Annotated in this window: 25 protein-coding genes; 11 read left to right on the top strand and 14 right to left on the bottom strand. The window is 44.8% G+C overall.

Annotated elements, in window-relative coordinates:
* Positions 1–144: 144 nt before the first annotated feature.
* Entirely contained in the window at positions 145–969 is an 825-nt protein-coding gene (locus OCV12_RS17200) for an AraC family transcriptional regulator (RefSeq protein WP_261886666.1), read from the bottom strand.
* Between the two features lie 110 nt (positions 970–1,079).
* On the opposite strand from OCV12_RS17200, the gene OCV12_RS17205 reads away from it, so the two are divergent.
* Positions 1,080–1,556, top strand: coding sequence for a YHS domain-containing (seleno)protein (locus OCV12_RS17205; RefSeq protein WP_261886667.1), 477 nt, complete (start codon positions 1,080–1,082; stop codon positions 1,554–1,556).
* Between the two features lie 232 nt (positions 1,557–1,788).
* The gene (locus tag OCV12_RS17210) at positions 1,789–2,424 is read left to right on the top strand and encodes an START domain-containing protein (RefSeq protein ID WP_261886668.1); all 636 of its coding nucleotides are present in this window, start codon (positions 1,789–1,791) and stop codon (positions 2,422–2,424) included.
* 41 nt (positions 2,425–2,465) lie between these two features.
* Here the strand turns inward: OCV12_RS17210 and OCV12_RS17215 are convergent, their stop codons facing one another.
* From OCV12_RS17215 to OCV12_RS17230, 4 genes are all read right to left on the bottom strand, one after another.
* Positions 2,466–2,996, bottom strand: coding sequence for a DNA mismatch repair protein (locus tag OCV12_RS17215; protein ID WP_213864687.1), 531 nt, complete (start codon positions 2,994–2,996; stop codon positions 2,466–2,468).
* A gap of 8 nt (positions 2,997–3,004) precedes the next feature.
* Entirely contained in the window at positions 3,005–3,391 is a 387-nt protein-coding gene (locus OCV12_RS17220; protein WP_176679000.1) for an MAPEG family protein, read from the bottom strand.
* 615 nt (positions 3,392–4,006) lie between these two features.
* Positions 4,007–4,474, bottom strand: a complete 468-nt coding sequence (locus OCV12_RS17225; protein WP_004737023.1) for a YjiG family protein — start codon at positions 4,472–4,474, stop codon at positions 4,007–4,009.
* Positions 4,474–5,211, bottom strand: a complete 738-nt coding sequence (locus OCV12_RS17230; RefSeq protein WP_261886669.1) for a nucleoside recognition domain-containing protein — start codon at positions 5,209–5,211, stop codon at positions 4,474–4,476. The genes OCV12_RS17225 and OCV12_RS17230 overlap by 1 nt, the downstream gene beginning before the upstream one ends.
* 532 nt (positions 5,212–5,743) lie before the next feature.
* Between OCV12_RS17230 and OCV12_RS17235 the strand changes: the two genes are divergently transcribed.
* Positions 5,744–5,914, top strand: coding sequence for a hypothetical protein (locus tag OCV12_RS17235; RefSeq protein ID WP_176679001.1), 171 nt, complete (start codon positions 5,744–5,746; stop codon positions 5,912–5,914).
* A 249-nt stretch (positions 5,915–6,163) separates the two neighbouring features.
* Positions 6,164–7,603: a sodium:proton antiporter NhaD gene (gene nhaD, locus OCV12_RS17240; protein ID WP_210473463.1), complete on the top strand. Its 1,440-nt coding sequence runs from the start codon at positions 6,164–6,166 to the stop codon at positions 7,601–7,603.
* On the opposite strand, the gene OCV12_RS17245 is transcribed toward nhaD, so the two are convergent.
* From OCV12_RS17245 to OCV12_RS17255, 3 genes are all read right to left on the bottom strand, one after another.
* Positions 7,600–7,986, bottom strand: coding sequence for a hypothetical protein (locus OCV12_RS17245; protein ID WP_176679003.1), 387 nt, complete (start codon positions 7,984–7,986; stop codon positions 7,600–7,602). The two genes, nhaD and OCV12_RS17245, sit on opposite strands and share 4 nt — an antisense overlap.
* A 178-nt stretch (positions 7,987–8,164) precedes the next feature.
* Positions 8,165–8,647 (bottom strand): methylated-DNA--[protein]-cysteine S-methyltransferase, encoded by a 483-nt coding sequence (locus OCV12_RS17250; RefSeq protein WP_261886670.1) that lies wholly within the window; start codon positions 8,645–8,647, stop codon positions 8,165–8,167.
* Between the two features lie 25 nt (positions 8,648–8,672).
* Positions 8,673–10,049: an AlkA N-terminal domain-containing protein gene (locus OCV12_RS17255; protein WP_261886671.1), complete on the bottom strand. Its 1,377-nt coding sequence runs from the start codon at positions 10,047–10,049 to the stop codon at positions 8,673–8,675.
* Between the two features lie 237 nt (positions 10,050–10,286).
* Between OCV12_RS17255 and OCV12_RS17260 the strand changes: the two genes are divergently transcribed.
* Entirely contained in the window at positions 10,287–10,490 is a 204-nt protein-coding gene (locus tag OCV12_RS17260; RefSeq protein WP_017630337.1) for a hypothetical protein, read from the top strand.
* 189 nt (positions 10,491–10,679) lie between these two features.
* Here the strand turns inward: OCV12_RS17260 and OCV12_RS17265 are convergent, their stop codons facing one another.
* On the bottom strand, positions 10,680–11,570 hold the full coding sequence (locus tag OCV12_RS17265) for a LysR family transcriptional regulator (protein WP_017630336.1): 891 nt from the start codon (positions 11,568–11,570) through the stop codon (positions 10,680–10,682).
* A gap of 154 nt (positions 11,571–11,724) precedes the next feature.
* On the opposite strand from OCV12_RS17265, the gene OCV12_RS17270 reads away from it, so the two are divergent.
* Both OCV12_RS17270 and nagB read left to right on the top strand, forming a co-directional pair.
* On the top strand, positions 11,725–12,078 hold the full coding sequence (locus tag OCV12_RS17270) for a DUF413 domain-containing protein (protein WP_010432477.1): 354 nt from the start codon (positions 11,725–11,727) through the stop codon (positions 12,076–12,078).
* A 582-nt stretch (positions 12,079–12,660) separates the two neighbouring features.
* Positions 12,661–13,461, top strand: a complete 801-nt coding sequence (nagB, locus tag OCV12_RS17275) for a glucosamine-6-phosphate deaminase (RefSeq protein ID WP_132969293.1) — start codon at positions 12,661–12,663, stop codon at positions 13,459–13,461.
* Positions 13,462–13,745: 284 nt separating this feature from the next.
* Here the strand turns inward: nagB and OCV12_RS17280 are convergent, their stop codons facing one another.
* From OCV12_RS17280 to OCV12_RS17290, 3 genes are all read right to left on the bottom strand, one after another.
* Entirely contained in the window at positions 13,746–14,282 is a 537-nt protein-coding gene (locus OCV12_RS17280) for an MltR family transcriptional regulator (protein ID WP_206598100.1), read from the bottom strand.
* A 50-nt stretch (positions 14,283–14,332) separates the two neighbouring features.
* A complete protein-coding gene (locus tag OCV12_RS17285) occupies positions 14,333–15,481 on the bottom strand; it encodes a mannitol-1-phosphate 5-dehydrogenase (RefSeq protein WP_060469071.1) in 1,149 nt (382 codons plus the stop codon).
* 183 nt (positions 15,482–15,664) lie between these two features.
* Positions 15,665–17,557 (bottom strand): PTS mannitol transporter subunit IICBA, encoded by a 1,893-nt coding sequence (locus OCV12_RS17290; RefSeq protein ID WP_132969294.1) that lies wholly within the window; start codon positions 17,555–17,557, stop codon positions 15,665–15,667.
* A 618-nt stretch (positions 17,558–18,175) separates the two neighbouring features.
* Between OCV12_RS17290 and OCV12_RS17295 the strand changes: the two genes are divergently transcribed.
* Together OCV12_RS17295 and OCV12_RS17300 are read left to right on the top strand one after the other, a co-directional pair.
* Positions 18,176–19,042: a glycerol kinase gene (locus tag OCV12_RS17295; protein WP_261886672.1), complete on the top strand. Its 867-nt coding sequence runs from the start codon at positions 18,176–18,178 to the stop codon at positions 19,040–19,042.
* 292 nt (positions 19,043–19,334) lie between these two features.
* Complete coding sequence (locus OCV12_RS17300; protein WP_161685409.1) at positions 19,335–19,991, top strand: NAD(P)H-dependent oxidoreductase; 657 nt, start codon at positions 19,335–19,337, stop codon at positions 19,989–19,991.
* 83 nt (positions 19,992–20,074) lie between these two features.
* Here the strand turns inward: OCV12_RS17300 and OCV12_RS17305 are convergent, their stop codons facing one another.
* Positions 20,075–20,494 (bottom strand): hypothetical protein, encoded by a 420-nt coding sequence (locus OCV12_RS17305; protein WP_261886673.1) that lies wholly within the window; start codon positions 20,492–20,494, stop codon positions 20,075–20,077.
* Between the two features lie 252 nt (positions 20,495–20,746).
* On the opposite strand from OCV12_RS17305, the gene norV reads away from it, so the two are divergent.
* Positions 20,747–22,246: an anaerobic nitric oxide reductase flavorubredoxin gene (gene norV, locus OCV12_RS17310; RefSeq protein ID WP_261886674.1), complete on the top strand. Its 1,500-nt coding sequence runs from the start codon at positions 20,747–20,749 to the stop codon at positions 22,244–22,246.
* 1 nt (position 22,247) lies between these two features.
* A complete protein-coding gene (gene norW, locus OCV12_RS17315) occupies positions 22,248–23,417 on the top strand; it encodes an NADH:flavorubredoxin reductase NorW (protein WP_261886675.1) in 1,170 nt (389 codons plus the stop codon).
* Positions 23,418–23,502: 85 nt separating this feature from the next.
* On the opposite strand, the gene gltS is transcribed toward norW, so the two are convergent.
* Complete coding sequence (gltS, locus tag OCV12_RS17320; RefSeq protein WP_176679011.1) at positions 23,503–24,729, bottom strand: sodium/glutamate symporter; 1,227 nt, start codon at positions 24,727–24,729, stop codon at positions 23,503–23,505.
* Positions 24,730–24,735 lie beyond the last annotated feature (6 nt).

Here is a 24,735-nt window from a genome sequence, read left to right on the forward strand (position 1 = left end):
GACGGGCAGGATGTTACAACAAGCTTATAAAGTCCACCTTTTTACACCGTCATTCAAGAAATGAACAAACTACGCTCAATTTCCGCTACAACATAGGCCAGTCTCATGCCAATAGCCATATTGTAGGTTGGGTTAGCCAACGCTTTACGACACATTTTGCTTTAGCCATAAACGTGGCGACATTCCCGCGACATGCTGAAAAGCACGGGAGAATCCAGAATAACTGTTGTATCCCACTTCATCCGCCACCCAATTGATGGGCTTATTCTGTAACAACAAAGACTGAGCAACAGACACACGCCACTTTTGGACATAATCACCCGGGGTTTCGCCCACCTCGCGCTTAAACGCTTCGATGAACTGGGTTCGAGACATCGCCGCTAATGAAGCCATTTGCGCTATCGAAAAGTGACGAGCAGGCATTAGGTGAATGGCAGTAACGACCGGAGCAAGTCGCGGATGAGCCAGCGCAGAGAATACACCTTTATCGATTTGCTGTTGTTCAATGAGATGGCGGAAAATCAAAGCCATTAGCGCGTCACTCAACTTATCCATTAGGTATTGCTGACCTGATGATTCTTGGTTCGATTCTCGAAACAGCACCTCAATCACCGGCATAAGGTTAGGCGCGTCTTCAAAAGGAATCACGATCACGTCAGGAAGCGCAGACAACAACGGATTCATCTGTCCTGAACGATATTCCACACTCGCACACACAACTTCTGCACCGTCTCCAACCCCTTCAATCGCGTGTGGTGTGCTATTGGGTAAATAGACGATGCAAGGCTGGGAGAGCTTCCTGTGTCCTGTATTCGAACTCGACAGAGTCAATTCACCGGCACTCAATACATGAAGGTGCCCTTCTTTGCCCTGTTGCGCGTTAAATGACGATACCCCACACAAGTTTCCAGAATAGAAAACACCGGTGCGTATCGAGAAGTGTTCCATTAGTTGTGACAGCAGATCCATGCATCCTCCGAACGATTCGCTTACTTTTTAGTTCTTTTGTCCCTCTATAGACCGGAGCAGTCGGCTAATTTATTTCATACAAGTTAACTAATACTGACAAGGAACTTGATATGTCACATTTAAAATCGACCAGTCAAAAAATCACTCTAATGGCCGCGTTACTAGGTGCGAGCTTTTCCATCATGGCAGCCGACCTTGATATGAGCGTCGACAGCAACGATCTCGCGATTAAAGGCTATGACCCAGTGGCTTACTTCGACAATAAAGGGCCAGTGAAAGGCACACCTGAATTCACAGCCACGTACAAAAACGCCATTTATCAGTTTGTGAGCAGTGAAAACCGAGACCAATTCCGCGAAGACCCACAATCTTATGCGCCTCAATATGGTGGTTACTGCGCCTTTGGTGTGGCAATGGGTAAGAAATTTGAGACCGACCCTCTAGCTTGGAAAGTCGAAGATGGAAAGTTATACCTGAACTTAGATAAGTCGGTTCAAAAGCGTTGGTTGGAGAACACACAAGAGTTCATCCAAGACGCCAACAGCAACTGGACCACAATCAAAACTGTCGAAGCTTATAAGCTCTAAGTTCTAAGTTCTAAGTTCTAAGTTCTAAGTTCTAAGTTCTAAGTTCTAAGTTCTAAGTTCTAGCATTCAACGTTTATCCATTGCCCAATAATAAAAACGGAAGCGACCGAACGCTTCCGTTTTCATTGTAGATGTCCAAAAATAGTCAACGCCCAAGCTATTGGCAATACGTACAAAACCTACTTATATTCTATACTCCTAACAGATAAGCTTTTCTTTTCATGGAAGAATAATGATATTACCTAGGATTTTGGTACTCGGGCTCTACACGTTATCAACGAGCATTTATGCTGCCCCGTGGCAGTTCGTCAAAAGTGAAGACGGCATCGCCATTCATAAAAGACCACACAGTGAAGGCTTGGTAGAAATACGAGCCCAAATGCAAACGCCCACCACTTACTCCGGTTTTTTACTGTTATTGGAAGACAGTGAGAACGTACCGAATTGGATAGAAAATGTAGCGGAAAGTCGTGTCTTGATGCAGATTTCTGATGCGGAAAACATCGTCTATACCCAATTCAAAGCGCCATGGCCAGCCCGAGATAGAGACATGGTGACCTACTCCAAATACCGTGTTGAAGATGGTCAGTTTGTATTAGAGATTAAGGATGCCTCCAACTATTTGGCGAAAGAGTCGGGATACATTCGAATCTACGATGTGGATGCGCTTTGGACGCTGCAACCGCTCACTAATGGCAACAGTTACATCACCTATACCGCTTATGCGAATGCGGGCGGCATCTTGCCAAATTGGTTTATGAACAAGTTATCGATAGGCAGTGCCCTGAGCACCTTTAAAGGGTTAAAAGAGCAGCTACCCAAGTACCAAGGCCAACAGCACCCGAACCTGCCAAGCGAGTCTCGCTAGCGATACAGATAATGGAAAGAGGAAACCACTAAGGTTTGTAGTTAAGGTCTTCTTGCGAGGTCTCGAGCTAAGATAAGTGCCAAGCCAAACACCTGCAGAAACAAGGCGATGTTCTTGTAGAAAGCCATTTTCTCATCGAGCCTCTGGATCAACTCAACCAGAGTTAGGTTATCCAAATAGTAATCATCGATTCGAGTTCGCTGCGATTCTTGGGCGCTGTTTATCAGCGTCATCAGCTTAGGTAAGTTATCCAAAGAGATCGTCGGCACCTCATCACTTACCCAACGTCTGAGTTGCCCACGCAGAGCTTCATTGAGCACAGTGGCGGGTTGAGGCGCTTCTGTTGACAGTTTATCAAGGTGAATCAGAATCGCTTCACGCTTGCGCTCTAGGGTTTCGATCGTGTTCCAAGCCAACTGTATCGAATACACATTGCCGTATCTGCGATCGTTGTATTCCGCTTTCTCCGCTTCAATTTTATCGAGCACCAAGCTCGACATGACAATCGCCATGACGTTGAGTATGAGACCTGCGAGGACAATCGCCCAAGCAGGAGGAAGGCGCAATGCCATAATGCTCCCTAGAACATTTTATCAAAAGGTAGGTAAACTAAGTTTAGGACAATCAAAGAGATCATGCAGATAAGCGTTAACACCATCCCCACTTTTCGACCTTTGAAGTTCTTTGCCAAAATGCCTTTTGCATGAATCACTCGCCCTAGAATAAACGCCACACCCAATACATGAATAAGCCATACATCGGCACCATTCATCTCTAACAATCCCATCAAGATAACCGTGATTGGGATGTAATCCATTGCGTTGCTTTGTGCCGAGCGTGCTATCTGCAACGACTCAACACCGCCATCGGCATGAGCAACAAGATTGATTCGCCTCTGCTTAATAACTTCAATCGCTAACCAAATCATTACGACCGTCAGCAAGGCTGCGTAAAGTGCTGTTACCATCATATTTTCCTATTACTTGGAGTTTGTTGGGTGTGTTTCACCTGCCGATTGACGGGAGGGGTCAACATAGAAGGATATTCACGCCCGAACACTTGTAAGAGATCTCTCACATCAAACGTAAGAGATCACAATCAAGCTTCGCAGAAAAATCCTAAAATACAAACCCAAGCCCTTGTTTTGTATGAATCCACGCATAATTCTTTTGGTTAGCGAGGATATTTATTTACCAAGGTGAATTGCGACCAAAGCCCTTAGAGGGTTTAATACACATGTCGACAGGGAGTTGGCAGGAACAGGAAAAAGCCTAACGGATTAGGTATCTTCAGGACGAAGATTTGATGACTTAGGATGAGTTATCAGCAAGGAAGTTATGCTCTAGGATAGAGTCACTTGTCAGGATGATGAGTTAGTAAGGACACCGCTAGGACGGCGATGAATTGGATAGGTTAAAGGATTTAGCCAAGTCAAGGAACGATGCAGGGAGCATGCGTTACCTTATTGAAAAATAAGTAACAACGTCAGTAGCAGGATGGCTACGAAAAAGAACAGAACCCGTTTGGTGAAAACCAAACGGGTTTTCCTTTTTCTAAAACTTATAAAGATTCAGAAGTCAGACTACAGGATGATGTTCATCAAGAACATCGCGCCAAATGCGTTCAATACCGAAATCGCGATCATCACTGGGATGTAACGACCTTCAGTTCCGATTGGTCCCATGATACGGCCCATGTATTGCACCTGAGAACCCATCAAGTAGATAGCTGGTGCCAAAATAGCAATGTGGTTGCCGTTTAAGATACCTTGGTCAAACAGCGTGATAACCACACCTACTGCACCACCCATCGACATCCACGCGCCAATCAATACTGCTGCTGCTTCACCTGGTAAACCAAACACCGCCATGATTGGAGCAAACACGCTACCCATCAGATCCAACGCACCCGTAATCTGCAATGCCTTGATAATAACAAACGCCATCAGAACATTTGGTACGGTCGAGGTGGTCGCAATAACCCAGCCTTTCTTAGCACCTTCAACGAAAATATCAGTAACCATAGGTTTCTTTGCTTTAACTTCGCTCATTATGCTACTTCCTCTTCCAGTTTTTGCTCTTTGTCTGATTTTGGTTTGTCTTCTTTGCCTTCAGTAATGTTGAGGTAAATGCGGAACAGGTTTGCACCGACAAACTTGAAGATGAACATCACCGCTACAGCAAGACCGATTGACGAGGTTACCGCCAAAGAGCCATCCATCGCAGTTAGAGTGAACAACACGGCACCCGACGAGAAGAAGTTAACGATCGCGGCACCCGCCGTGAACTGGAACATAGTAAAGACATCGGTTTCACGCTTAGTTAGATGCCCTTCGTCTTTTAGCTGACGCGTCATCGCTGCGCCCGCATCGGTACTTTGCAGAGAAGCAATCAATGCCAAGCCAGAGTTACCCGGAATACCCATTAGAGGGCGAAGTAGAGGAGTAAGCAGTTTGCGAGCCGCATCCAGCGCACCATAGTGCTCAAGTACGTTGATCATACCCAGTGCAAACATCACGGTCGGAATAAGTGTCAAAGCAAAAATGAAACCGTCGCGAGCACCATTACCGCCTTTACCACGCAAAGAGGTGGTCGCCGCTTGGATGCCATCGGCCGTTTCACTCACATCGTAAGCGACCTTACCGAATGAACCGTTGAGCGTTGTAAAATCGAACACGCCATACCATTCATTCGACTGCATTAAGCCGGAGAAGAACACAATCGCAAAGGCGAGTGCGATATAACTGCCGATCGTGACTTTACGATCGGTTTTGGTTGGATTAGTCATAAGGACCTCTATACATCTAGTTTATGTGGAACAGAACACGTATAGATAGTGCAAACTAATGAGCAAAAGGTTAATGACCAAAATCAAATAGCGTATAAGTTTGAATGAAAGAACATCAACAACATATAAAACTGTGATTATGGTTTAGATATAGAAATACATACTGACAAAATTCTCATATTTCAAATACAAAACTAATCATAATCCGCTTCAACAGCGCAACCGAAAACATACAGAATCGACACACAAATCAGGCTTCAAGAGAAAAACCTATCCACAGTCCGATCTCTGATAATTATGTGAGAGATCTCTTACATAGGTTTCAGCAATGAAATATATTTTATTATAATACAAATACTTAAATCGTGATTTCGCTTCCAAAATGCAACCGTTTGCCTCTCGTTAATTGAGTTTTGAGCCGAGCTAAAGCGATGAGCCATTTTATAAAGGATTTGAGCTTGATTCGAAATTCCAGCCATTAGAGGTGCTATAGACTTCGCGCTGCCAATATAGAAGGAGAACGGTGACTACTATGGAAATGAGAACACTTAAATATCAAGTAATGGGCAAAGGCATGTGGATCACTGCAACGGTATCTCGCGTAGTAGCGGACAAACTTGCGTTGGAATACCAATCCTACGGCTGGCCTGTTGAAGTATGTGCTGCAGAGCAAACAATGACGTTTGAGCTCGATGCTGCATAATATTGGCAATGTCGAATAAGCTCTATCGGCACCGAGTTCGGTAGGGCTTTTTCACCTAACCTCTATTTTCCTCTGATCGACAATTTTCACTCCGTTCTGTGCTTTTCGACCCGATCGACGGTTTCCAAACTAATCTACTTTTTTCACCATAATCTGTTGAATTATTAAGATATCTATCACACCCCACATGGTTATTTAGGTCTACGCTTTTACCCGTGTTAATGACTTATTAACTTCGGAGCGTAATCCATGCTAGGTATCCAGCTTTCTGCTGTTCTCTCTTTGTTTTTCTTTTCTACAGTAGCGGGCGCTGCCACATCGCAGTTAGGAGAACCTCTCAAGCTCACCAGCTCCTTTGCTGGCTACCTATCACTGACCATTTTCGTCATTGCCTACATAGTCGTGATGATGGAAGAATATCTTAAGCTCCGAAAGTCCAAGCCTGTGCTGCTCGCTGCAGGTCTCATCTGGATCATCATTGGTTTCACCTACCAAGAACACAACCTTGTTGAAGTGGCTAAGCAAGCCCTCGAACACAACCTATTGGAATACGCCGAGCTGCTACTTTTCCTACTAGTGGCCATGACCTATATCAGCGCCATGGAAGAACGACGATTGTTTGATGCCCTGCAAGCGTGGATGGTCGGAAAAGGCTTTAACTTCCGTTCGCTGTTCTGGTTAACCGGTATTTTGGCGTTCTTTATTTCCCCTATTGCAGATAACCTCACCACAGCTCTCTTGATGTGTGCCGTGGTTCTCAAGGTCGCGGGATCCAACCCTAAATTCGTCAACCTTGCCTGTGTCAATATCGTGATTGCTGCCAACGCTGGCGGGGCGTTCAGCCCGTTCGGAGATATCACAACGCTCATGGTGTGGCAGGCAGGTTACGTGAGCTTTACTGAGTTTCTTCCGTTGTTCATTCCATCGGTGATGAACTATTTGGTACCAGCCTTAATCATGTCGTATTTTGTTCCCACAACTCAGCCCGACACCGTGCATCAACATGTCGAACTCAAGCGTGGCGCAAGACGCATCGTGTTCTTCTTCATCATGACTATTGCGACCGCGGTTGCTTTCCATGCTGTACTCCATTTCCCGCCAGTCATGGGCATGATGATGGGCCTCGCCTATCTACAATTCTTTGGCTATTTCTTGCGTAAAACTCTACCTAATTCTTTAGCGAAGAAAAAAGCGGTGGCGATTGCCAATAACGATGAAGGTGCCCTGAAGCGACTCGGCTCGGTGGTGCCTTTTGATGTGTTTCGAAGAGTCTCACATGCCGAGTGGGACACATTGCTATTCTTCTACGGAGTTGTCATGTGTGTCGGTGGTTTGAGCTTGCTTGGGTATTTAGAGCTGGCCTCTGGCGTGATGTATAGCCAATGGGATCCAATTTGGGCGAACATCATGGTTGGGATCTTGTCTGCAATTGTCGATAACATTCCGGTGATGTTTGCTGTGCTATCCATGGAACCACAAATGTCGATCGGCAACTGGTTATTGATTACCTTAACGGCAGGTGTCGGCGGTAGTTTATTGTCGATTGGTAGTGCCGCTGGTGTGGCATTAATGGGCGCGGCGCATGGTAAATACACCTTCTTTGGTCACTTGAAGTGGATGCCAGTGATCATGATTGGCTACGCGGTCAGTATCGCCGCTCACCTATGGCTGAATGGTGCTCTTTTCTAATTCGATGAACCTTTGTTCGGCTTCTCAATTCGTGTCCAGACATTGCTCAATTGCATCGCTGGACACGTATTGCATGTAAGCACTTCACCTTGATGCTGAATTCGCATCACCAAATCTGAATCCGTTCTGCTACTTCCTGAGTTCAGCTCAATGATAATCAAGTCATCGTCGACGCTATAACTGCGTGTAACTGTGTTATCCGTGGTTTGATAGGTCACTTGTCCCGATTCAAAAAGCAGATAGCTGTCATTATCGGCATTCTCATACATGCCCTTGAACAAGACAAGTTGTGGGACTTCGAAGGGGCGACTGGTATCGGTTAAACAACCCGTCAGCAATAGCACGCTACTGCAGCCAATTATCAGAAAGTGATGGCTATTCATTTGGGCATCCTTGCCTAGAGAACATGGTTAAAGGATATGCAACCAAATAGGTATTTTCCACAAAGTGACGATTTTATTGCAAAGTCGCATTTTTATTGCAAAGTAACGCTTACAGAACTCCTAGCACTCACTAGCGACTAATACTCAACTTAACCCGTCATTCCCATTGAATAACGGTTTATTCTTCTGCTCTTCCCTCAATAACCAACAAGCGCTGTTTGCGTTCTACACCGCCCGCATACCCTGTCAGTTTGCCATTTTTACCAATAACGCGGTGACACGGCACAATCACTGACACTGGATTTTTACCATTGGCTAAGCCCACCGCACGCACGGCTTTCGGGTTGCCGATCGCTTCAGCCAGTTGAGCGTAGCTCCATGTTTCTCCATAAGGGATGGTAGTGAGAGCTTGCCAAACCGATTGTTGAAACGGCGTTCCCTTGGCGGCGATCGGCACATCAAACTGAATAACCTCACCAGCAAAATAACGATTAAGTTGTTCAGTGACCAATTCAAAGATCGGAAAGTTATCGTCTTGTTCGCCCAACTGTTCTGGCTTCGTGGTATGGATTTCAAACCAAGCGCCAAGCAAGCCTTGCTCATTAGCTTGCAAAGTAATGATGCCTAATGGGCTCTCATAATAAGTAAAACGATTAGCCATGATATCTCCTAGCTTAGTATTCCGATTAAGATTGATTCCAACAATGGAATGTGGCGTAACTGCCCCACGGCGACACGCTTTGTGCATTAATATCAGGACGATGCTCGATGAATTTCTTCACAACCAAATCACCGACTAACAAATGGTTAGGTTCGCTCAAGCCCCGAAGCAGCGCATATTGAATCGTCCAAGGGCCAATGCCTTTTAGTTCAATCCACTTAGAAGGATGCTCGGCTTCGTTGTCGACCATGTACTCGGCAAAACGCTTTAGGGTTTCCTTGCGACTTCCCGGCATTCTTAAAAAGCTCACATCCGCCTCAGCGATCTGTTTTGGTGTTGGGAAGTAAGGTTTCTTATCTGTATCAGAAAGCTCTCTAACCAACAGGTTAAGCTGACCAATCGCTGCGGTGACCGAAACTTGCTGCCCGAGAATCGCTCTTACTCCGGCCTCCCAAGCACTCCACACCCCAGGGATACGAATGCCGCTTTTAGCAACCAAATTAGGGTCGATAGTTGTGAAGAAGGCTTCGACCTTTGCAATGTCGACATCTAGGTCAAACATGCGTCGGATATTGGCGATCAAGCTTCTTAGTTGATTGATATCGTCTAACTCAAACTCAATATCCAAGCGGTTACCTTTGACTAAAGTGGCCTTGAACCAGCCCTTCGAGCCGTTCACATTCACCGTGCGCTGGTAATAGTCCTCACCGACCTCTTCTATACCTTCAATCATTCTTCGTCGATAGAAAGCCAACAGGTGTTTCCAATCTAACGGACCATGAAAACCAAGCTGAATGTGATTGCTCAAGTTGTTGTTTGGCTTAGAGCGTCGGATTTGGCTTGGCGAAAGCTTCAGCTCTTTTAGAAAGGCATCATTAAAGCGGCGCGTGCTATTAAAGCCACTCGCAAAGCCGACATCGGTAATGCTCATGCTACTGGTGTGCAGCAACTGCTTAGCAAACATCAACTGGCTATACAGGCTATATTGCTTAGGTGACACCCCGATGTAATTGTCGAACAAGGTTCGCAAGTAACGGTCGGAAATGCCTAAGCGGGTCGCAAGGTCGACGATTGAGCCCGTATTCAGTGCGCCGTTGTCAATCAACTGCAAGGCGCGCAAGAAAGTAGTTTCAACGCCCTTCCAAGCTGGAGAGAAAGGCGCGCTGTCTGGTCGACAACGCAAACAAGGACGATAACCTGCCTTTAGTGCCTGAGCTTGATGAGAAAAATACTCAACGTTTTCTTCTTTAGGCGGACTCGCAGGGCAAATAGGACGACAGAAAATCCCGGTCGTTTTCACCGCCGTAAAAAACATCCCATCAAATCGAGAATCTCGCGCATATCGAGCTAAATGGCACTGCTCACTCGTTAAGGTACTGTTGTGATGGATATTTTTCGACATGATGTGTTCTTCCCATTTGCCATAATTTTGGCTCCGATAACTAAAAGTTTACCGTGAACGACCAGAGTCGCTAGCCACTTTCGGAAGCGAAGGTTATATAAATCACAAAAAAGGGTTTTAATTTTATTCAATTCGACTAAATTTAACCTAGAGAAGGCATTCTTCTCACAACGTCAACGATAGGTACTTAGCACGCCAAAGATGCAGAGACCTATCGAATATAAAAAGGAAAAGGCTATGGTTCTTCACACGTGTCGTATTGTTTTATCAAACCAACAGGTTCTCACCAGTCAATCAGTCGAACAGTCTCTAAGCTTTCTTGAAGGCAAAGCAGATAACGGGATTTCTAAGATTGAGATTGACGCAACGGATGGCCACACAATCCATTCGTACATGTCACACTCTCTAGAAGAGTCTATTGAGAATCTAATGAACCTATAAGTGTGTTAACACTATAGAGCCTTTAAATAGGGCTAGGTATACCAGGCTTAAACGATTTTATTGGAATGAGAAATGAACTCTAGTTCCTAAAAGAAGTACATCTCTGGTTTAAAACAAAAATGGCTCCTAACTAGTTAGGAGCCATTTTTTTATCTCGTCAACAAAGCATATTGCTGGCTGCGCGTGCCATTACTCTGGCGTCTGTTCAGCGGCTTGTTGCAACGTGTAAGCGGTCGATGGGTCAATCTCATTAACCAATTTCTCAACCTGCATGATCGCATCCACCGAGGTGCTGCTCTTACGGTAGCTTAGGTAAATTGGGCGATACCAGTCTTCCACCCCTTTCACCTTATGTAGCTGGCCCGAATCGATAAAAGGTTCGACTAGAGAGACTGGCAAATACGCACTGCCCCCTTTCTCTAAAATGAAATCGAGGGCAATACGCGCGGTTGAAGTACGTAGGTATGGCGCGGGCACTTTAGGGTGACGCTCTGCATGTTCAGAACCAAAGCGCGTGCCCCAATCAACATAAACGTATTTATGTTGGAACACAGATTCCAGGTCATCTTGCTGTGTCGATACCAACACCAACACCAGATCAGCGACTTTTTTACAGTTCAGCTCTTCTGCTTTGATCTGATCGAAAGCGAAAGCCATATCTAAGGTTCGCTCTAGCAAATTACGGTTCAGTTGCTCACGCCCCATCACCTCTGCCATGAAGCCGTAACCACCAAAAGAATCGGTCACCACGCTCAAACAATTTTGCAAATACGCATCCCAAATATTAGGTGTGCCGCCGAGTGTTAGCTGTAAGGCTTTTCCACTCTCTAAAGACAGTTCAAATTTGGCTTGTTGTAAGGTGGACACCATCACTTCAGCGTAACCAATCAAACGCTCACCAGAAGATGTGAGCTTGATGTTATTACGGTCACGTATGAAGAGTTGAGTATCAAAATAGCCTTCAAGCTGTTTGATTCGCGCACTCACCGCCGCTTGCGTTAAATACAAGTTTTCAGCTGCACGCCCAAAATGACGCACCCTTGCAACCTCAAGAAAGGTTCTAAATACTTTCACATCCATCAAATACATCTCTGTAATAAATCTGCTAACTAGCCGATCTAGGATTGTTTATCGTAAAGGCAAAAACGTTTTGTTTCCTATTTTAGCCTTTTAACAATATTTTCGCGTGAGCAATAAACACTAATTTCTATCTAACCACATTACTGAGGCTGATATGTCTGAGACCGAATTCCGTCACGGAAAAAAACGTTTTTATGACACCATTAAATTCCCACGAGGGTTCGCTAAGTCGGGTGATTTTACTCTGTCAGAAGAGGAAATCCTAACCTTGTTTGGTGACACTATGCTTGCACTTGAGACTGGTGAATTAACACCAACCAATGCAGAAGAAAAGCACTTCATCAAAGTGTTGTCTCACCCTCATAAGGCAAAGTCCAAGTTAGAGCGTGTTTGGTTGAAGTACATTCAACTGGCTCGTGGACGCCGTCGCTTTCATACCCTAAACGGCTGCAAACGCGGCGAAGTGCCTAGGGAAGAATACGAAAGTGAGTTAGTGTTAGAAGATTAGTAAAATCGCTCAAGGTGATACCTCATCACTTTGGGCTTTTTTTGTCTTCAAGGTTTACACTTCAAGCTCGCTTTTTCTTCGTAATAGGTAAGTTTAGCTAACCTGTTCGGTTTTACCAATATTTATAGATAATTCATAGCGATAGCGTGAATCAACATCTATCCCTAGCCATTCAAGTGGGTATCTAGCCCAGCTAAATTCTTCTAACCTCGCTTAACAACTTCCTTTTATCACGATAGTGGCACATTGCCATCATTATTTTTCACGCCTCAACGATACTCTCAAAGCCCGTGAGCACGCTGAAGCTCTTTAATGAGCCAAAGCTTATAGATCTGCAGAAACGCACAGACCCTTTCAGGCACTGAATCAAATCAACATTTCTGTATATGACAAGCGTATTAATCTTGTTTAACGCCACCAAATATCCATACAATTATTGTGCAATTTTGAGAGTTCTAGTCACAGATACGACGAAAAAAGCAAAAACTTGACCTAAAACAATAGCGGAACTCGATAACTTATTTTATAATGCGAATTAATGTTTCAGAACACTATAAAATTTAATTTCTAGGGGCAAAATCAATGAGACTTATTCCATTAAGCAACAAAGCTAAAGTAGGTAAATGGGCTGCTCGTCACATCGCAGATTCTATCAACAAGTTCGCTCCAACTGCTGAGCGTCCATTTGTACTAGGTCTTCCTACTGGTAGCACACCTCTAACTACTTACGCTGAGCTAATTGAACTTTACAAAGCTGGCGAAGTTAGCTTCAAGCACGTTGTAACATTCAACATGGATGAGTACGTTGGTATCGAACCAAATCACCCAGAGTCTTACCGCACATTCATGCACGAGAACTTCTTCAACCACGTTGATATCCAAGCAGAAAACATCAACCTGCTAGACGGTCAAGCTGAAGACATCGATGCTCATTGTGCAGCATACGAAGAGAAAATCCGTTCTTACGGCAAAATCAACCTATTCATGGGCGGCGTAGGCATCGACGGTCACATCGCATTCAACGAACCAGGTTCTTCTCTATCTTCACGCACTCGTATCAAAACGTTGACTGAAGACACTCGTATCGCGAACTCTCGTTTCTTCGATGGCGACATCAACCAAGTTCCTAAATACGCACTAACTATCGGTGTTGCTACTCTTCTAGACGCTGAAGAAGTAATGATCCTTTCTCTAGGCCACAACAAAGCGCAAGCGCTTCAAATGGCTATCGAAGGTTCTGTAAACCACATGTGGACTGTTACAGCTCTACAGATGCACCGTAAAGCTATCATCGTTGCTGATGAGCCAGCTCAACAAGAGCTTAAAGTTAAGACTCTACGCTACTTCCAAGAGCTAGAAGCTGAAAACATCCAAGACCTATAATCTAAGGTTTTGTTGAATCAAAAAAGCCACTGTATGTGGCTTTTTTTGTGCCTGAAATTCACGGTCCGTAAACCGAGCAACCAAAAGATTATGATTAAGGAATAGAATTAATAGTTGGAGGGAGTGATAACTAAGAAGGTCGGATAAAAAACTAAGATAAATACTGAAGCAAATACAAAAAAGCGACTCCTCTAGCAAGAGAAATCGCAATAACTGTAAATTCTAGGATGGGTAAAACAGGTTGTAGCGAGCCGAATTGTAAAGAAAACGCTGAATAACGAAAACTAAGAACTCAAAGCGTTATCGCGGCATAAGGTATTGATGATGTCCGTGATAGCCAAAACGATCGTCGACTTCACTTTCTGATGGTGTCTGCCCAAGAACATTTGAAGCATAGGGCCAGACATGGTTTCCACCATCTCTGCATCATATTCGATAGGCATAATACGCTGAATAGCGTGTACCTTGTTAAGCTCAAAAATAACGTCAACTTCCGTGAAGCTGGTGTCTTCACCTTGTATTTTCGCCCACTCTTTCAAGGTTACGAAAACCTCTAAATCGTCATAAAGCTCTTTGCTGATCACACCAAGCCCTAATAGAAGCTTACCGCGAACCATGATCTCGCCTAAAGGCCCACCACTGTTGAGTAGTGGCTCGACAACGAATTTAATCGCCGTGTCGTCTTTCTTGAAAATGTTTTTTAAAACCGCATCCACCGTGTCATCCAATGCATCATAAGCTGCCATTAGGCAGGCGCCAGCGCTCTCAGCTTCTGATAGGGCTTCGAGTAATTCAGTTTCGTGGCTAGGATGTATTGGCATAACGGCTCGGTAATAAGAAAGTGCCACAGGTGTGGCACTTTGATGATTTATCATTTCAATGCTAGATAAGCTTGTTCCGCTAGTTTAACAACTTCTGAGTCACTATTCAGCTCAGAATAATGCGCTAATGTCTCAGCAAAACCTTTTTCTGCGAACATTGCCTGAAGTTCAACCGCTTGTGGGTCATCTTCATTCTTGTAATGGAACGCAGCTGCGATCGCTTTTACTAGATGTGCGTTAGGAAGGCCGTATTCTAGCGTACCGTTCAATGGCTTGACTAGACGATCTTGTGGGCTCAGCTTACGAATAGGCTGACGGCCAACACGATCCACTTCATCACGTAGGAACGGGTTCGCAAAACGACCAAGAATTTTCTGGATGTATGCCGCGTGCGCTTCAGGATCGAAGCCGTAACGCTTGATCAGAACTGCACCGCTCTCTTCCATCGTTGCTGTTACTTCAGCGCGGATTTTGTCGTCTTCGATAGAGTCTTTGATTGTCTCGTGACCCGCAAGCACACCAAGGTATGCCGTTACCAAGTGGCCTGTGTTTAGTGTGAACAGTTTACGCTCAACGAAAGCCATTAGGTTATCCGTGCATTCCATACCTGGGATGTTTGGAATCTCACCTTTAAATTGCGTTTGGTCTACAATCCACTCGCTGAACGTTTCAACCGTTACTGCTAGTGGGTCTGTTTCGCCAGCTTCTGCCGGTGGAACGATACGGTCAACCGCTGAATCAACAAAACCAATGTGCTGTTCAGTGAAGGCTTTCATTTCATCAGAAAGGTGCTCTAGAACCGCTGCTTTTAATTGGCTAGTACCGCGAACCATGTTCTCTGCCGCGATGATGTTCATTGGTGCAGTGTTGTTTGCTGCTGCACGCTTTTCAATGCCTTGAGCGATAGACTTAGAGATGATTTTAAGAACAGTAGGACCTACAGCGGTCGTCACAATGTCAGACTCAGCAATGCAATCTACAACTGCGCTTGTTGCCGAGTTTACTGCTGTCACGTTCTTAACTACTTCAACAACACACTCTTCGCCAACAATCTTAACTGGGTATTCTTGGCGTTCAATTAACGCATTTACAACCGTTTCATTTACGTCAGCAAACGTAACCTTCATACCAGCGTCAGAAAGAAGCTTACCAATGAAACCACGACCGATATTACCTGCACCAAAATGTAACGCTTTCATAATTTTGACCTTATAAATATTTGAATCTAGATAGCTAACTGCTCAACAACATGCCTTGACGATGTGCCCTAGGCATTAAGCAGTAAGCTATTCAGACTGAATCTTCTTAGAGAGATTAAGACCGAAAATGAGGCCAGTAGGGGGATACCGGCCTCCTTCACTCAGGAGCTTAACTAGAGCTTTTTAGTTTCCGTTGAGAATACGTAGAACATCAGCAGGGTTTGTTGTGTTCTGTAGGCATTCCACAGCTTCTTCATCATCAAGTGAATTGGTAATAGCCATCAGCACCATGTTGTGCTCATCGCCTTGTGCGGCAATACCGATAACCATCTTAGCGATATCATCTTCATCTTCGCCCCACTGAATACCTTCAGGGTACTGACAGAAAACAATGCCGGTTTTTTGTACGTATTGTTTCGCTTCGATTGTGCCATGTGGTACTGCGATAGACTCACCTAGGTAGGTAGACACAAGCTCTTCACGAGCAAACATACCAGCTACGTATTCAGGTGATACGTTGCCAAGTTTTACCAGTTGGTCGCCAGCGAACTTGATTGCGTCTTCTTTTTGAGTCGCTTTTAGGCCAAGGAAGATGCTGTCGTCAGTCAGTGCAAGTTTGTTGCCTTCTTGTGCTGGAGCCGCTGCAGGAGCCGGAGCTTCTACTTTTGCTTCACCACTTTGAGCGTCGGTAAGCTCAGCAACTAGCTGGTCGTATACACCACCGTCTAGGAAGTTGTTCAGAGACATATGCATTGCACCCGGTACGGTTTTGCGTGCACGGTCTGTTAAGTCTTTATGCGTAATAACGATTTGCGAATCAGCAGGTAGGTTGTTGATTGCGTAGTTGGTTACCTCGATGTCTAGGCCTGCTGCTGCTACCTTTTTGCGAAGTAGACCAGCACCCATTGCACTCGAACCCATACCTGCATCACACGCTACGTAGACCGCTTTTACATCCGCTAGGTTTACGTTTGCTTCTGCTGCTGCACCTTTAGAAGACGCTTTCATGTCTTTCATTTGAGCAGAGGCTTTTTCTAGTGAATCTTCGTCGTCACCTTGAGCTGAAGTCTTAAGTAGAATTGAAGCTACGATGAAAGACACAGCCGTTGCAGCAATAACAGAAAGAATCACACCGATGTAAGAGCCTTTAGGTGTCATCAACAATACTGCGAAGATAGAACCTGGAGATGCTGGAGAGATAAGGCCAGAATCGAACACTACGTTAGTGAATACACCCGCCATACCACCTGCGATTACAGCAAGGATTAGACGTGGGTTCATTAGAACGTAAGGGAAGTAAATTTCGTGGATACCACCTAGGAAGTGGATGATAGAAGCACCAGCAGCAGATTGCTTCGCGCTACCTTTACCAAACACCATGTAAGCAAGTAGAAGACCAAAACCAGGACCTGGGTTCGCTTCGATTAGGAAGAAGATTGAACGACCAATTTCTTCAGATTGCTGGATACCTAGTGGAGAGAAGATACCGTGGTTGATTGCGTTGTTTAGGAATAGGATTTTCGCAGGTTCAACAAAGATAGATGCAAGAGGTAGTGCACCTGCTTCAACCATCACGTTAACGCCAGCCGCTAAACCAGAAGACAGAACTTTAACTGCAGGACCAATCACGATGAACGCGATGATTGCACAGATCATACCGATGATACCAGCAGAGAAGTTGTTCACTAGCATTTCGAAACCACTCTTCACTTTACCGTGAACAGCTTCATCGAATTTCTTAATTGCGATACCACCTAGTGGACCTACAATCATTGCACCCATGAACATTGGGATATCAGTACCAACGATAACACCCATTGTTGTGATAGCGCCGACTACCGCACCGCGGTCACCACCAACCATTTTACCACCGGTGTAACCGATCAATAGTGGTAGAAGGTATGTAATCATAGGACCAACCATTGATGCTAACGTTTCGTTAGGCCACCAACCTGTTGGGATGAATAGTGCAGTAATGAAACCCCACGCAATGAATGCGCCGATGTTTGGCATTACCATATTAGATAAGAAACGACCAAAGTTTTGAACCTTGATCTTAGCTTCTGGTGATAACATAGGTAGAACCCCGTAGTGTATTGGTTGGTCAAATGACCGAAAGTGTGTGCTCAAAAGTTGATTAAAATGTATCACAACATTCCCAAAATGCACCCCAGCCCAACTTTCGTGATAAACATCACACACAAAAAACACTTTGGGGTTAACAGTAACGCCTTAGATCACAAAAATGTCATGAATTTAAATTACAAAGCAAAATTAGTGAGAATAACTCTCATTAACACACGATCAAGATCACACTTTTACCTGTAACCATAAAAAATAAATAGTGATCAAAATCACACTTAATAAAAGTTCACTCCATAAAACTATAAACCACGTATAAAAGAACGCCATACAAAGCGTGAAATATACGCACACTCTTGAGTATCAATTGGTATTGTGTAATTTAATTACAAAATCAATGAGATATAGATCACACTCAAAATTATCCTATCGCATCTTCTCGATTACACCATCGGCTTGTGCATCATGCGCAACTTCACCACACTCTTTCAGCAAAAGCTGAGCACAACGCACTGCTGTCAGCGACAAGAGATGTGTTATTGTATTTACCTATTCATATTCACCACCGCCTCAACCTGAATCAGCAGATCGCTCTGCTCTTGAGAAAAGACTATGTCAGACAAAATTTCCACATCAGCACTCGCGAAACAGAAAGGCGTAGAAGCCAAAGCGCTATTTAGTGATCTAAAAACCGCTGGCTATATTGTGCGTTCACAAGAGCGTTGGGTACTGACAGAGCGAGGGGAAAGTTTTGGTGGGGAGTATGTGGAGCACAAAAAATTTGGTGTCTTTATCGTATGGCCAGAAAAACTGCTTATCGACTTAGAGTCATTCTCTGGCAAAACATTAACCGCGACGCAACTTGGCCACGCCTTTGAGCTCAGCGCCAAGAAGATCAACTTATTGCTCAATGAACTTGGGTGGATAAAGAAAGAAGAAGATGGCTGGCACGTCACCTCAACAGGCTTAAAAGCCGGAGGTGAACAAAGAGAAGACAAAACGACTGAGAACTTGTTCGTGGTGTGGCACGACTCGTTGGTCCGCAATAAACGATTAAAGCAATCTGTTGTCGAGTTCTTGGGCCACGATGCAGAAAGCCACTCGACCGATGTGTCGTTTTCTAGCTTCCGTCAGAAATTTGAGGCGAAACACCGAACCTTAGATGGGCACTATGTTCGTTCAAAGGGAGAGCTGATCATCGATAACTGGCTTTATATGGCAGGAGTGGTGCATGCGTATGAGCGTCCACTACCAATATCAAAAGAAGTTATCAGTGATTTTTATCTGCCAAATGGCAAGGTATACATCCAGTTCTGGGGAACCGACTCTGCCCCAATAGCTGAAGATAAACGCGTTGAAACGAGAGAAACATACGCAGAACACGGCTTCAGCTTAATTGAACTCACTCCAGAAGATATCCCAAACCTAGACAGCGTACTTCCACCATTATTGCGTCAATATGGCATCAAGGCGTACTAAGCGACTGATCTTAGCGCGCCATAACACATCAAGATCACATTTAATTACTCATTATGGATATTATTTACCATAGTGATTTGATATGTTCGCTATTTTTCCCCAACCCATCTTCTATTATCTTACATCCATCGACTTGAGCTACCGCAGATACTCGATTTAATTGGGGCATGTTCGATAACTATTTAGACGTTCAATCTATTGAGATTCGTTTAAATGCGTTATCTGTTTATTGTTGACGTTACCGAACATAACACCCTACAACATTTATTATTGATAGATATTAGGATTCAACATGACTCATCCAATCATTACTGATCTAAACACTCGTTACACAGCTAAAAAATACGATGCAGAAAAACGCATCTCTGCGGAAGACATGGAAGTAATCAAAGAAGCACTTCGTTTGTCTGCTTCTTCAATTAACTCTCAGCCTTGGAAATTCATCATCATTGAGAGCGACGCAGCTAAACAGCGCTTCCACAACACTTTCGAGAACATGTTCCAGTTTAACCAACCACATGCGAAAGAAGCGTCACACACGATCCTATTTGCTCATGATCCTAAGTACACTAAAGAGAAATTCGCTAAGCGTGCTGATACAGAAGTAAGCTCTGGTCACCTACCAGCTGAAATGTACGAGCAATTCCTAGGTGCTTACGCATTCGCAGAAATGAACACAGACGAAACAGGTTTCAACGGTAACTGGACTAAGTCTCAAGTTTACATCGCACTAGGTAACACACTGCACACACTAGCTCGCCTAGGCATCGCTTCAACTCCTATGGAAGGCGTAGACGCTGCTATGATCGGCGAAGAGTTTGCTGAAGAACTAGAAGGTCACGTTGTTGATGTAGCACTAGCTATCGGCTACCACAAAGACGGCGAAGACTACAACCACGGTAAACCAAAAGCGCGTCTAGCTCTTGATGAAGTCGTTACTACGTTGTAATAGTTAAAAAAATCGCACTGCTTTATTTGGCCAGACTCTCGTCTGGCCTTTTTTCTATCTGAAACAACCTAGCGTCTCCAAAATTAAAAGTTCACCGCGAGACCCACGTACACATTATCGTTGTACTCAAAATCCTCAGATGCCTCTTTATATCCCGTCTTTAACGTTACCGCGCCATGGGTATAACCCAGTTCAGCTCCGTAAACAAAAGCCGTATCAATATCGTCATTGAAATAATGAATACCGCCAATTGGCGCGAAGTAAAAATTGCCATATGGGAACTGTGGCTTGATATTCACACCAAACGAATGAACGTCACCACTGTACTTTGCGTATTCGAGCTCATAACCAAAATCTAGCTCAGCACTCGCTGGAAAATAGAAGCCATATTGAAAGGCATATTTAGAGTCGTTCGTCAGAAAGTCACCTCCTAGATATACCGTCGATTCAGCAAAAACAACACTTGGCAATAAAGCTACAAAGGTAAGTAATTTCTTCAACATTTCTTTTCCTATTCAGACATTATTTAAACGAGCTAAAACTATCATGCTGTTTAAACACAGACTGTAAGAGGCTGTAAGCAATTCAATGTCCATTTGACACTTACAGCTCATATTGATTACAAAATAACACAAGTCATAAAGACACAAGCACAAGCTCAAAAACCAAACAAACCCATATAAAACAATAGGTTAAAAACATGGCATAACTAGTGCAAATGATGACCTTAGATATTTAAATAAGGTATTATCATTATGACTATTCACGTTAAATCAAATGTTCATTGGGTTGGTGTCCACGACTGGGAAACCGAGCACTTCCACGGTAAGGAATACCACATGAACAAAGGTACCAGCTATAACTCGTACCTGATCCGTGAAGAGAAAACGGTGCTTGTTGATACCGTTGATCATCGCTTTACTGAGCAATTCCTTGCAAACCTTGAGATGGAAATCGACATCAATGACATCGACTACATCATTTGTCAGCACGCTGAAGAAGACCACGCTGGTGCCCTTTCTGCGCTATTAGCCAAAATTCCAAACACACCTGTTTACTGCACTGAAGCGGGTGTTAACTCGATTGTTGGTCATCACCATCAGCCAGGCTGGAACTTCAGAACCGTTAAAACCGGTGACACGCTCGATGTGGGTAACGGCAAGCAACTTATCTTTGTTGAGATGAAAATGCTGCACTGGCCAGATTCAATGGCGACTTACCTAACTGGCGATGAAATCCTGTTTAGTAATGATGCCTTCGGCCAACACTACTGTGACGAGAACCTATTCAACGACCAACTAGACCAAGTTGAACTGCACGAGCAGTGTCTGCGTTACTTCTCGAATATCCTGACGCCATTTGCACCTCTAGTGAAAGCAAAAATCGAAGAGGTGTTGAGCTTGGGTGTGCCTATCGATGTTATCGCCACCTCTCACGGATGTATTTGGCGCGACAACGCCACCCAAATCGTTGAGCAATACTACGAGTGGTCAAAAGCCTACAAAGAAGATCGCATCACGATTGTTTACGACACCATGTCGAACAACACTCGTATGATGGCCGATGCTATCGCCAAAGGGATCCGCAAAGGCAGCCCAGAAACGGCAATCAAGGTGTTCAACATATCAAAGCACGACAAGAATGACATCCTAGCCAATATCTTCCGTTCAAAGGGTGTTCTCGTTGGTTCATCAACCATGAACAACGTCATGATGCCGCAGATCGCAGCGTTGCTTGAAGAGATACACGGCCTGCGCTTTGCAGAAAAAAGAGCCGCAGCCTTCGGATCTTCAGGTTGGACAGGAGGCGCAGTAAAACGCATCGATGCTCGCCTACGTGAAGCGAATTTTGAAGTCAGTGCACCACAACACATCCATTGGAAACCAGATACAGACGCCCTTCGCCAATGCATCGATTACGGCATGACACTGGCTGAGGTTTGGCGCGCTGATGAAACTGAGGTTAGCCAACCTAAGCAAGTGGAGCGCAACGTTCAACGCATTGAATCAGCACCGACAAGCACCCCAACAGAGCTAAAAGACACGGCAGGACAGAACCTAGAGCAAACGCAAGATAAGCCTGTCCACAGCGCAGATTGCACTTGCTGGCGTTGCACCGTGTGTGAATGGGTGTATGACCCACAACTAGGCGAACCGTACCAAGGCGTTGAACCGGGAACACCATGGGCACAAGTACCTGATGATTTCCTTTGCCCAGAGTGCCATTTAGGCAAAGAAGTGTTTGTGGAGAAGTAACATGCCGAACATTGTTATTGTGGGCGGCGGTTTCGCTGCCCTTCAAACCATCAAAATGGTACGTAAGCTCGACCAAGATATTGCGATTACCATGATCACCGCTGATGCAGGCGTTGAGTACAGCAAGCCAAACCTTTCGCATGCGTTCAGTCAGGCACAAACGCCTGAAACACTGGCAATCCATAGTGCGAAACAGTTGGCTGAGCAGTACAACGTCGTTATCAAGACCAAAGCGCGGGTGAGCGAGATAGACACTAAACAGCAATGTATTCATGTTGATGAAGAAACTATCCATTATTCGAAGTTGGTATTAGCGACAGGCGCAACACCCTTCATACCACCAGCGAAAGGGCTAAAACGCAGCGCGACGATTACACTCAACAGCTTGGAAGAGTTCGAAAAACACAAAGCGCAGGTCGATGATGCACAGCGAGTCACTGTGATTGGCGGCGGCTTAATCGGGGTCGAGCTCGCCTTCGACCTTCAAACCGCAGGCAAAGATGTCACTATCATCGAACCCGCGAGTTACTTGCTCAATAGCTTAGTGCCCCCTTTCGTGTCTTTAGAATTGGAAAGAGAACTAAGAAAAGCAGGCGTCACCGTTGAAACCGATTCAGCGGTGTGTCGAGCAACTTATCTAACTGATGGCGTCAGGTTGCAAACTACCGCTTCTCGCTTGATACGAACCGACATCGTGATTGCAGCAGCAGGGCTAAGACCAAACACGCAGTTAGCGACACAAGCGAGCATCTACGTAAACAGAGGGATAGTGGTCGATGAAACCATCAGAACCAGTGCCGAGAATGTGTATGCGATTGGTGACTGCGCCGAAATAGAAGGGCGTGTGATGGCTTATCTACAGCCTGCTATTTTGTCGGCAAACGTGTTGGCTAAGCAGCTCTCTATGGATAAAGATAAGCTCATGGCGGGAGAAGGTAAGTTCAGCTTGCCTCACATCATTACTAAGGTGAAAACGCCAAGTTACCCAATTCAGCTTGCCGGACGTGATATTCAAACCGCGCAGAGCTGGGAAACGCGCTTCGACCCGAAAGGCATTATCGCAAAAGGCTTTAATGAAGATGAGCAGTTGGTAGGGTTCATTGTCACGGGAGAGCACACCAAAGCCGCTTTCCCTCTGCTTAAAGAGCTACAAGCCAGCTCACCCGCATAAGCTTGATAACATAATCGGTGCCCTGTAAAACGAAAAAAGCCAGTCTACAGACTGGCTTTTTTATACGTTAAACGTGGTGTTCACATTAACCGATAAACGAGATGTACCCTTGTAGGATAATCAGGTTAACGATATCGATAAAGAAGGCACCAACGATTGGCACAACCATGAAGGCTTGTGGTGACGGACCGAATCGGTTCACCAAAGAACCCATGTTCATTACTGCTGTTGGTGTTGCACCTAGGCCGAAACCACAGTGACCACCTGCCATAACCGCAGCGTCATAGTTCGAACCCATCACTTTGAACGTCACAAAGTAAGAGAAGATACCTAACACAACGGCCTGAACTGCAAGGATGACCAAGAACGGAATCGCAAGGTCAAAGATGTTCCACAGCTTCAGGCTCATTAGCGCCATCGCTAGGAACAGTGACAATGATACAGTACCCAGAATATCGACCGTTTCGCTGTCGGTTTTATGCAGCTTAGTCACTTCAAAAACGTTAGTGATGAACACACCAATAAACAACGCGTAAACGAAGTCAGGAATCATCAACCAAGAAATTTCAAAGGTCGCTACCCATTGCTCTAGATATCTCGCACCCGTGATACAGATAAGAAGGATGAACAATACTTCAATCACCTTCTTCGCCGTCACTTTGTCTTCTTCGTACTCGTTATAAGTAACCAGTTCAGGGAAGCGTTCGTGCGTTTGCGTGCCGGTACCGTATTCAGATTCAAGATTGTTCTTATCAATCAGCTTTTGTGCCACAGGGCTGCCGATGATACCGCCAATGATCAAACCGAAGGTGGCAGAAGCCATCGCGATTTCTAAGGTGTTAGCAATGCCAAACGTGTCTGCGAAGGTTTGAGACCAAGCCGCGCCTGTACCGTGACCGCCAGATAACGTGATAGAACCCGCTATCAAACCCATTAAAGGTTCAAGACCTAGGGCGGTTGCCAGTGTCACGCCCACACCATTTTGAATAATGATGTAAACCGAAGCGACACCTAAGAACAAGAACACCTTTGCACCACCCTTTATAAGCTGGGTGTAGTTAGCAGCAAGGCCAACCGTTGCAAAGAACATCAACATGAATGTGTTCTGTAAAGGCAAAGAGAACTCAAGATCAACGCCGTTAAAATGTAGGGCTGTAATAGCAAAAGCGACGATCAAGCCGCCGACGATGGGCTCTGGAATGTTGTACTTTTTGAGAACCGGTAGCTTTGCATTTACAAAATGCCCTAGAAACAAAACACTAATCGCGATTAGGAAGGATTCTAGTGGCCCTATTGAAATTAATTGATTCATATAACC

It is taken from the genome of Vibrio pomeroyi, from assembly GCF_024347595.1.
GTDB classification, from domain to species: Bacteria; Pseudomonadota; Gammaproteobacteria; order Enterobacterales; family Vibrionaceae; genus Vibrio; species Vibrio pomeroyi.

Bases quoted from the DNA above. Each gene is read 5' to 3' on its own strand.
- OCV12_RS17245 (WP_176679003.1), bottom strand. From the start codon at position 7,986: ATGAATAGCCATCACTTTCTGATAATTGGCTGCAGTAGCGTGCTATTG.
- OCV12_RS17265 (WP_017630336.1), bottom strand. From the start codon at position 11,570: ATGGATGTGAAAGTATTTAGAACCTTTCTTGAGGTTGCAAGGGTGCGT.
- OCV12_RS17300 (WP_161685409.1), top strand. From the start codon at position 19,335: ATGACTCATCCAATCATTACTGATCTAAACACTCGTTACACAGCTAAA.
- OCV12_RS17290 (WP_132969294.1), bottom strand. From the start codon at position 17,557: ATGTTATCACCAGAAGCTAAGATCAAGGTTCAAAACTTTGGTCGTTTC.
- gltS (WP_176679011.1), bottom strand. From the start codon at position 24,729: ATGAATCAATTAATTTCAATAGGGCCACTAGAATCCTTCCTAATCGCG.
- nhaD (WP_210473463.1), top strand. From the start codon at position 6,164: ATGCTAGGTATCCAGCTTTCTGCTGTTCTCTCTTTGTTTTTCTTTTCT.
- OCV12_RS17295 (WP_261886672.1), top strand. From the start codon at position 18,176: ATGTCAGACAAAATTTCCACATCAGCACTCGCGAAACAGAAAGGCGTA.
- OCV12_RS17220 (WP_176679000.1), bottom strand. From the start codon at position 3,391: ATGGTAACAGCACTTTACGCAGCCTTGCTGACGGTCGTAATGATTTGG.
- OCV12_RS17305 (WP_261886673.1), bottom strand. From the start codon at position 20,494: ATGTTGAAGAAATTACTTACCTTTGTAGCTTTATTGCCAAGTGTTGTT.
- OCV12_RS17200 (WP_261886666.1), bottom strand. From the start codon at position 969: ATGGATCTGCTGTCACAACTAATGGAACACTTCTCGATACGCACCGGT.
- OCV12_RS17280 (WP_206598100.1), bottom strand. From the start codon at position 14,282: ATGCCAATACATCCTAGCCACGAAACTGAATTACTCGAAGCCCTATCA.
- OCV12_RS17260 (WP_017630337.1), top strand. From the start codon at position 10,287: ATGGTTCTTCACACGTGTCGTATTGTTTTATCAAACCAACAGGTTCTC.
- OCV12_RS17215 (WP_213864687.1), bottom strand. From the start codon at position 2,996: ATGGCATTGCGCCTTCCTCCTGCTTGGGCGATTGTCCTCGCAGGTCTC.
- OCV12_RS17285 (WP_060469071.1), bottom strand. From the start codon at position 15,481: ATGAAAGCGTTACATTTTGGTGCAGGTAATATCGGTCGTGGTTTCATT.
- OCV12_RS17235 (WP_176679001.1), top strand. From the start codon at position 5,744: ATGGAAATGAGAACACTTAAATATCAAGTAATGGGCAAAGGCATGTGG.
- OCV12_RS17230 (WP_261886669.1), bottom strand. From the start codon at position 5,211: ATGACTAATCCAACCAAAACCGATCGTAAAGTCACGATCGGCAGTTAT.
- OCV12_RS17210 (WP_261886668.1), top strand. From the start codon at position 1,789: ATGATATTACCTAGGATTTTGGTACTCGGGCTCTACACGTTATCAACG.
- OCV12_RS17255 (WP_261886671.1), bottom strand. From the start codon at position 10,049: ATGTCGAAAAATATCCATCACAACAGTACCTTAACGAGTGAGCAGTGC.
- nagB (WP_132969293.1), top strand. From the start codon at position 12,661: ATGAGACTTATTCCATTAAGCAACAAAGCTAAAGTAGGTAAATGGGCT.
- OCV12_RS17225 (WP_004737023.1), bottom strand. From the start codon at position 4,474: ATGAGCGAAGTTAAAGCAAAGAAACCTATGGTTACTGATATTTTCGTT.
- OCV12_RS17270 (WP_010432477.1), top strand. From the start codon at position 11,725: ATGTCTGAGACCGAATTCCGTCACGGAAAAAAACGTTTTTATGACACC.
- OCV12_RS17205 (WP_261886667.1), top strand. From the start codon at position 1,080: ATGTCACATTTAAAATCGACCAGTCAAAAAATCACTCTAATGGCCGCG.
- OCV12_RS17250 (WP_261886670.1), bottom strand. From the start codon at position 8,647: ATGGCTAATCGTTTTACTTATTATGAGAGCCCATTAGGCATCATTACT.
- norW (WP_261886675.1), top strand. From the start codon at position 22,248: ATGCCGAACATTGTTATTGTGGGCGGCGGTTTCGCTGCCCTTCAAACC.
- norV (WP_261886674.1), top strand. From the start codon at position 20,747: ATGACTATTCACGTTAAATCAAATGTTCATTGGGTTGGTGTCCACGAC.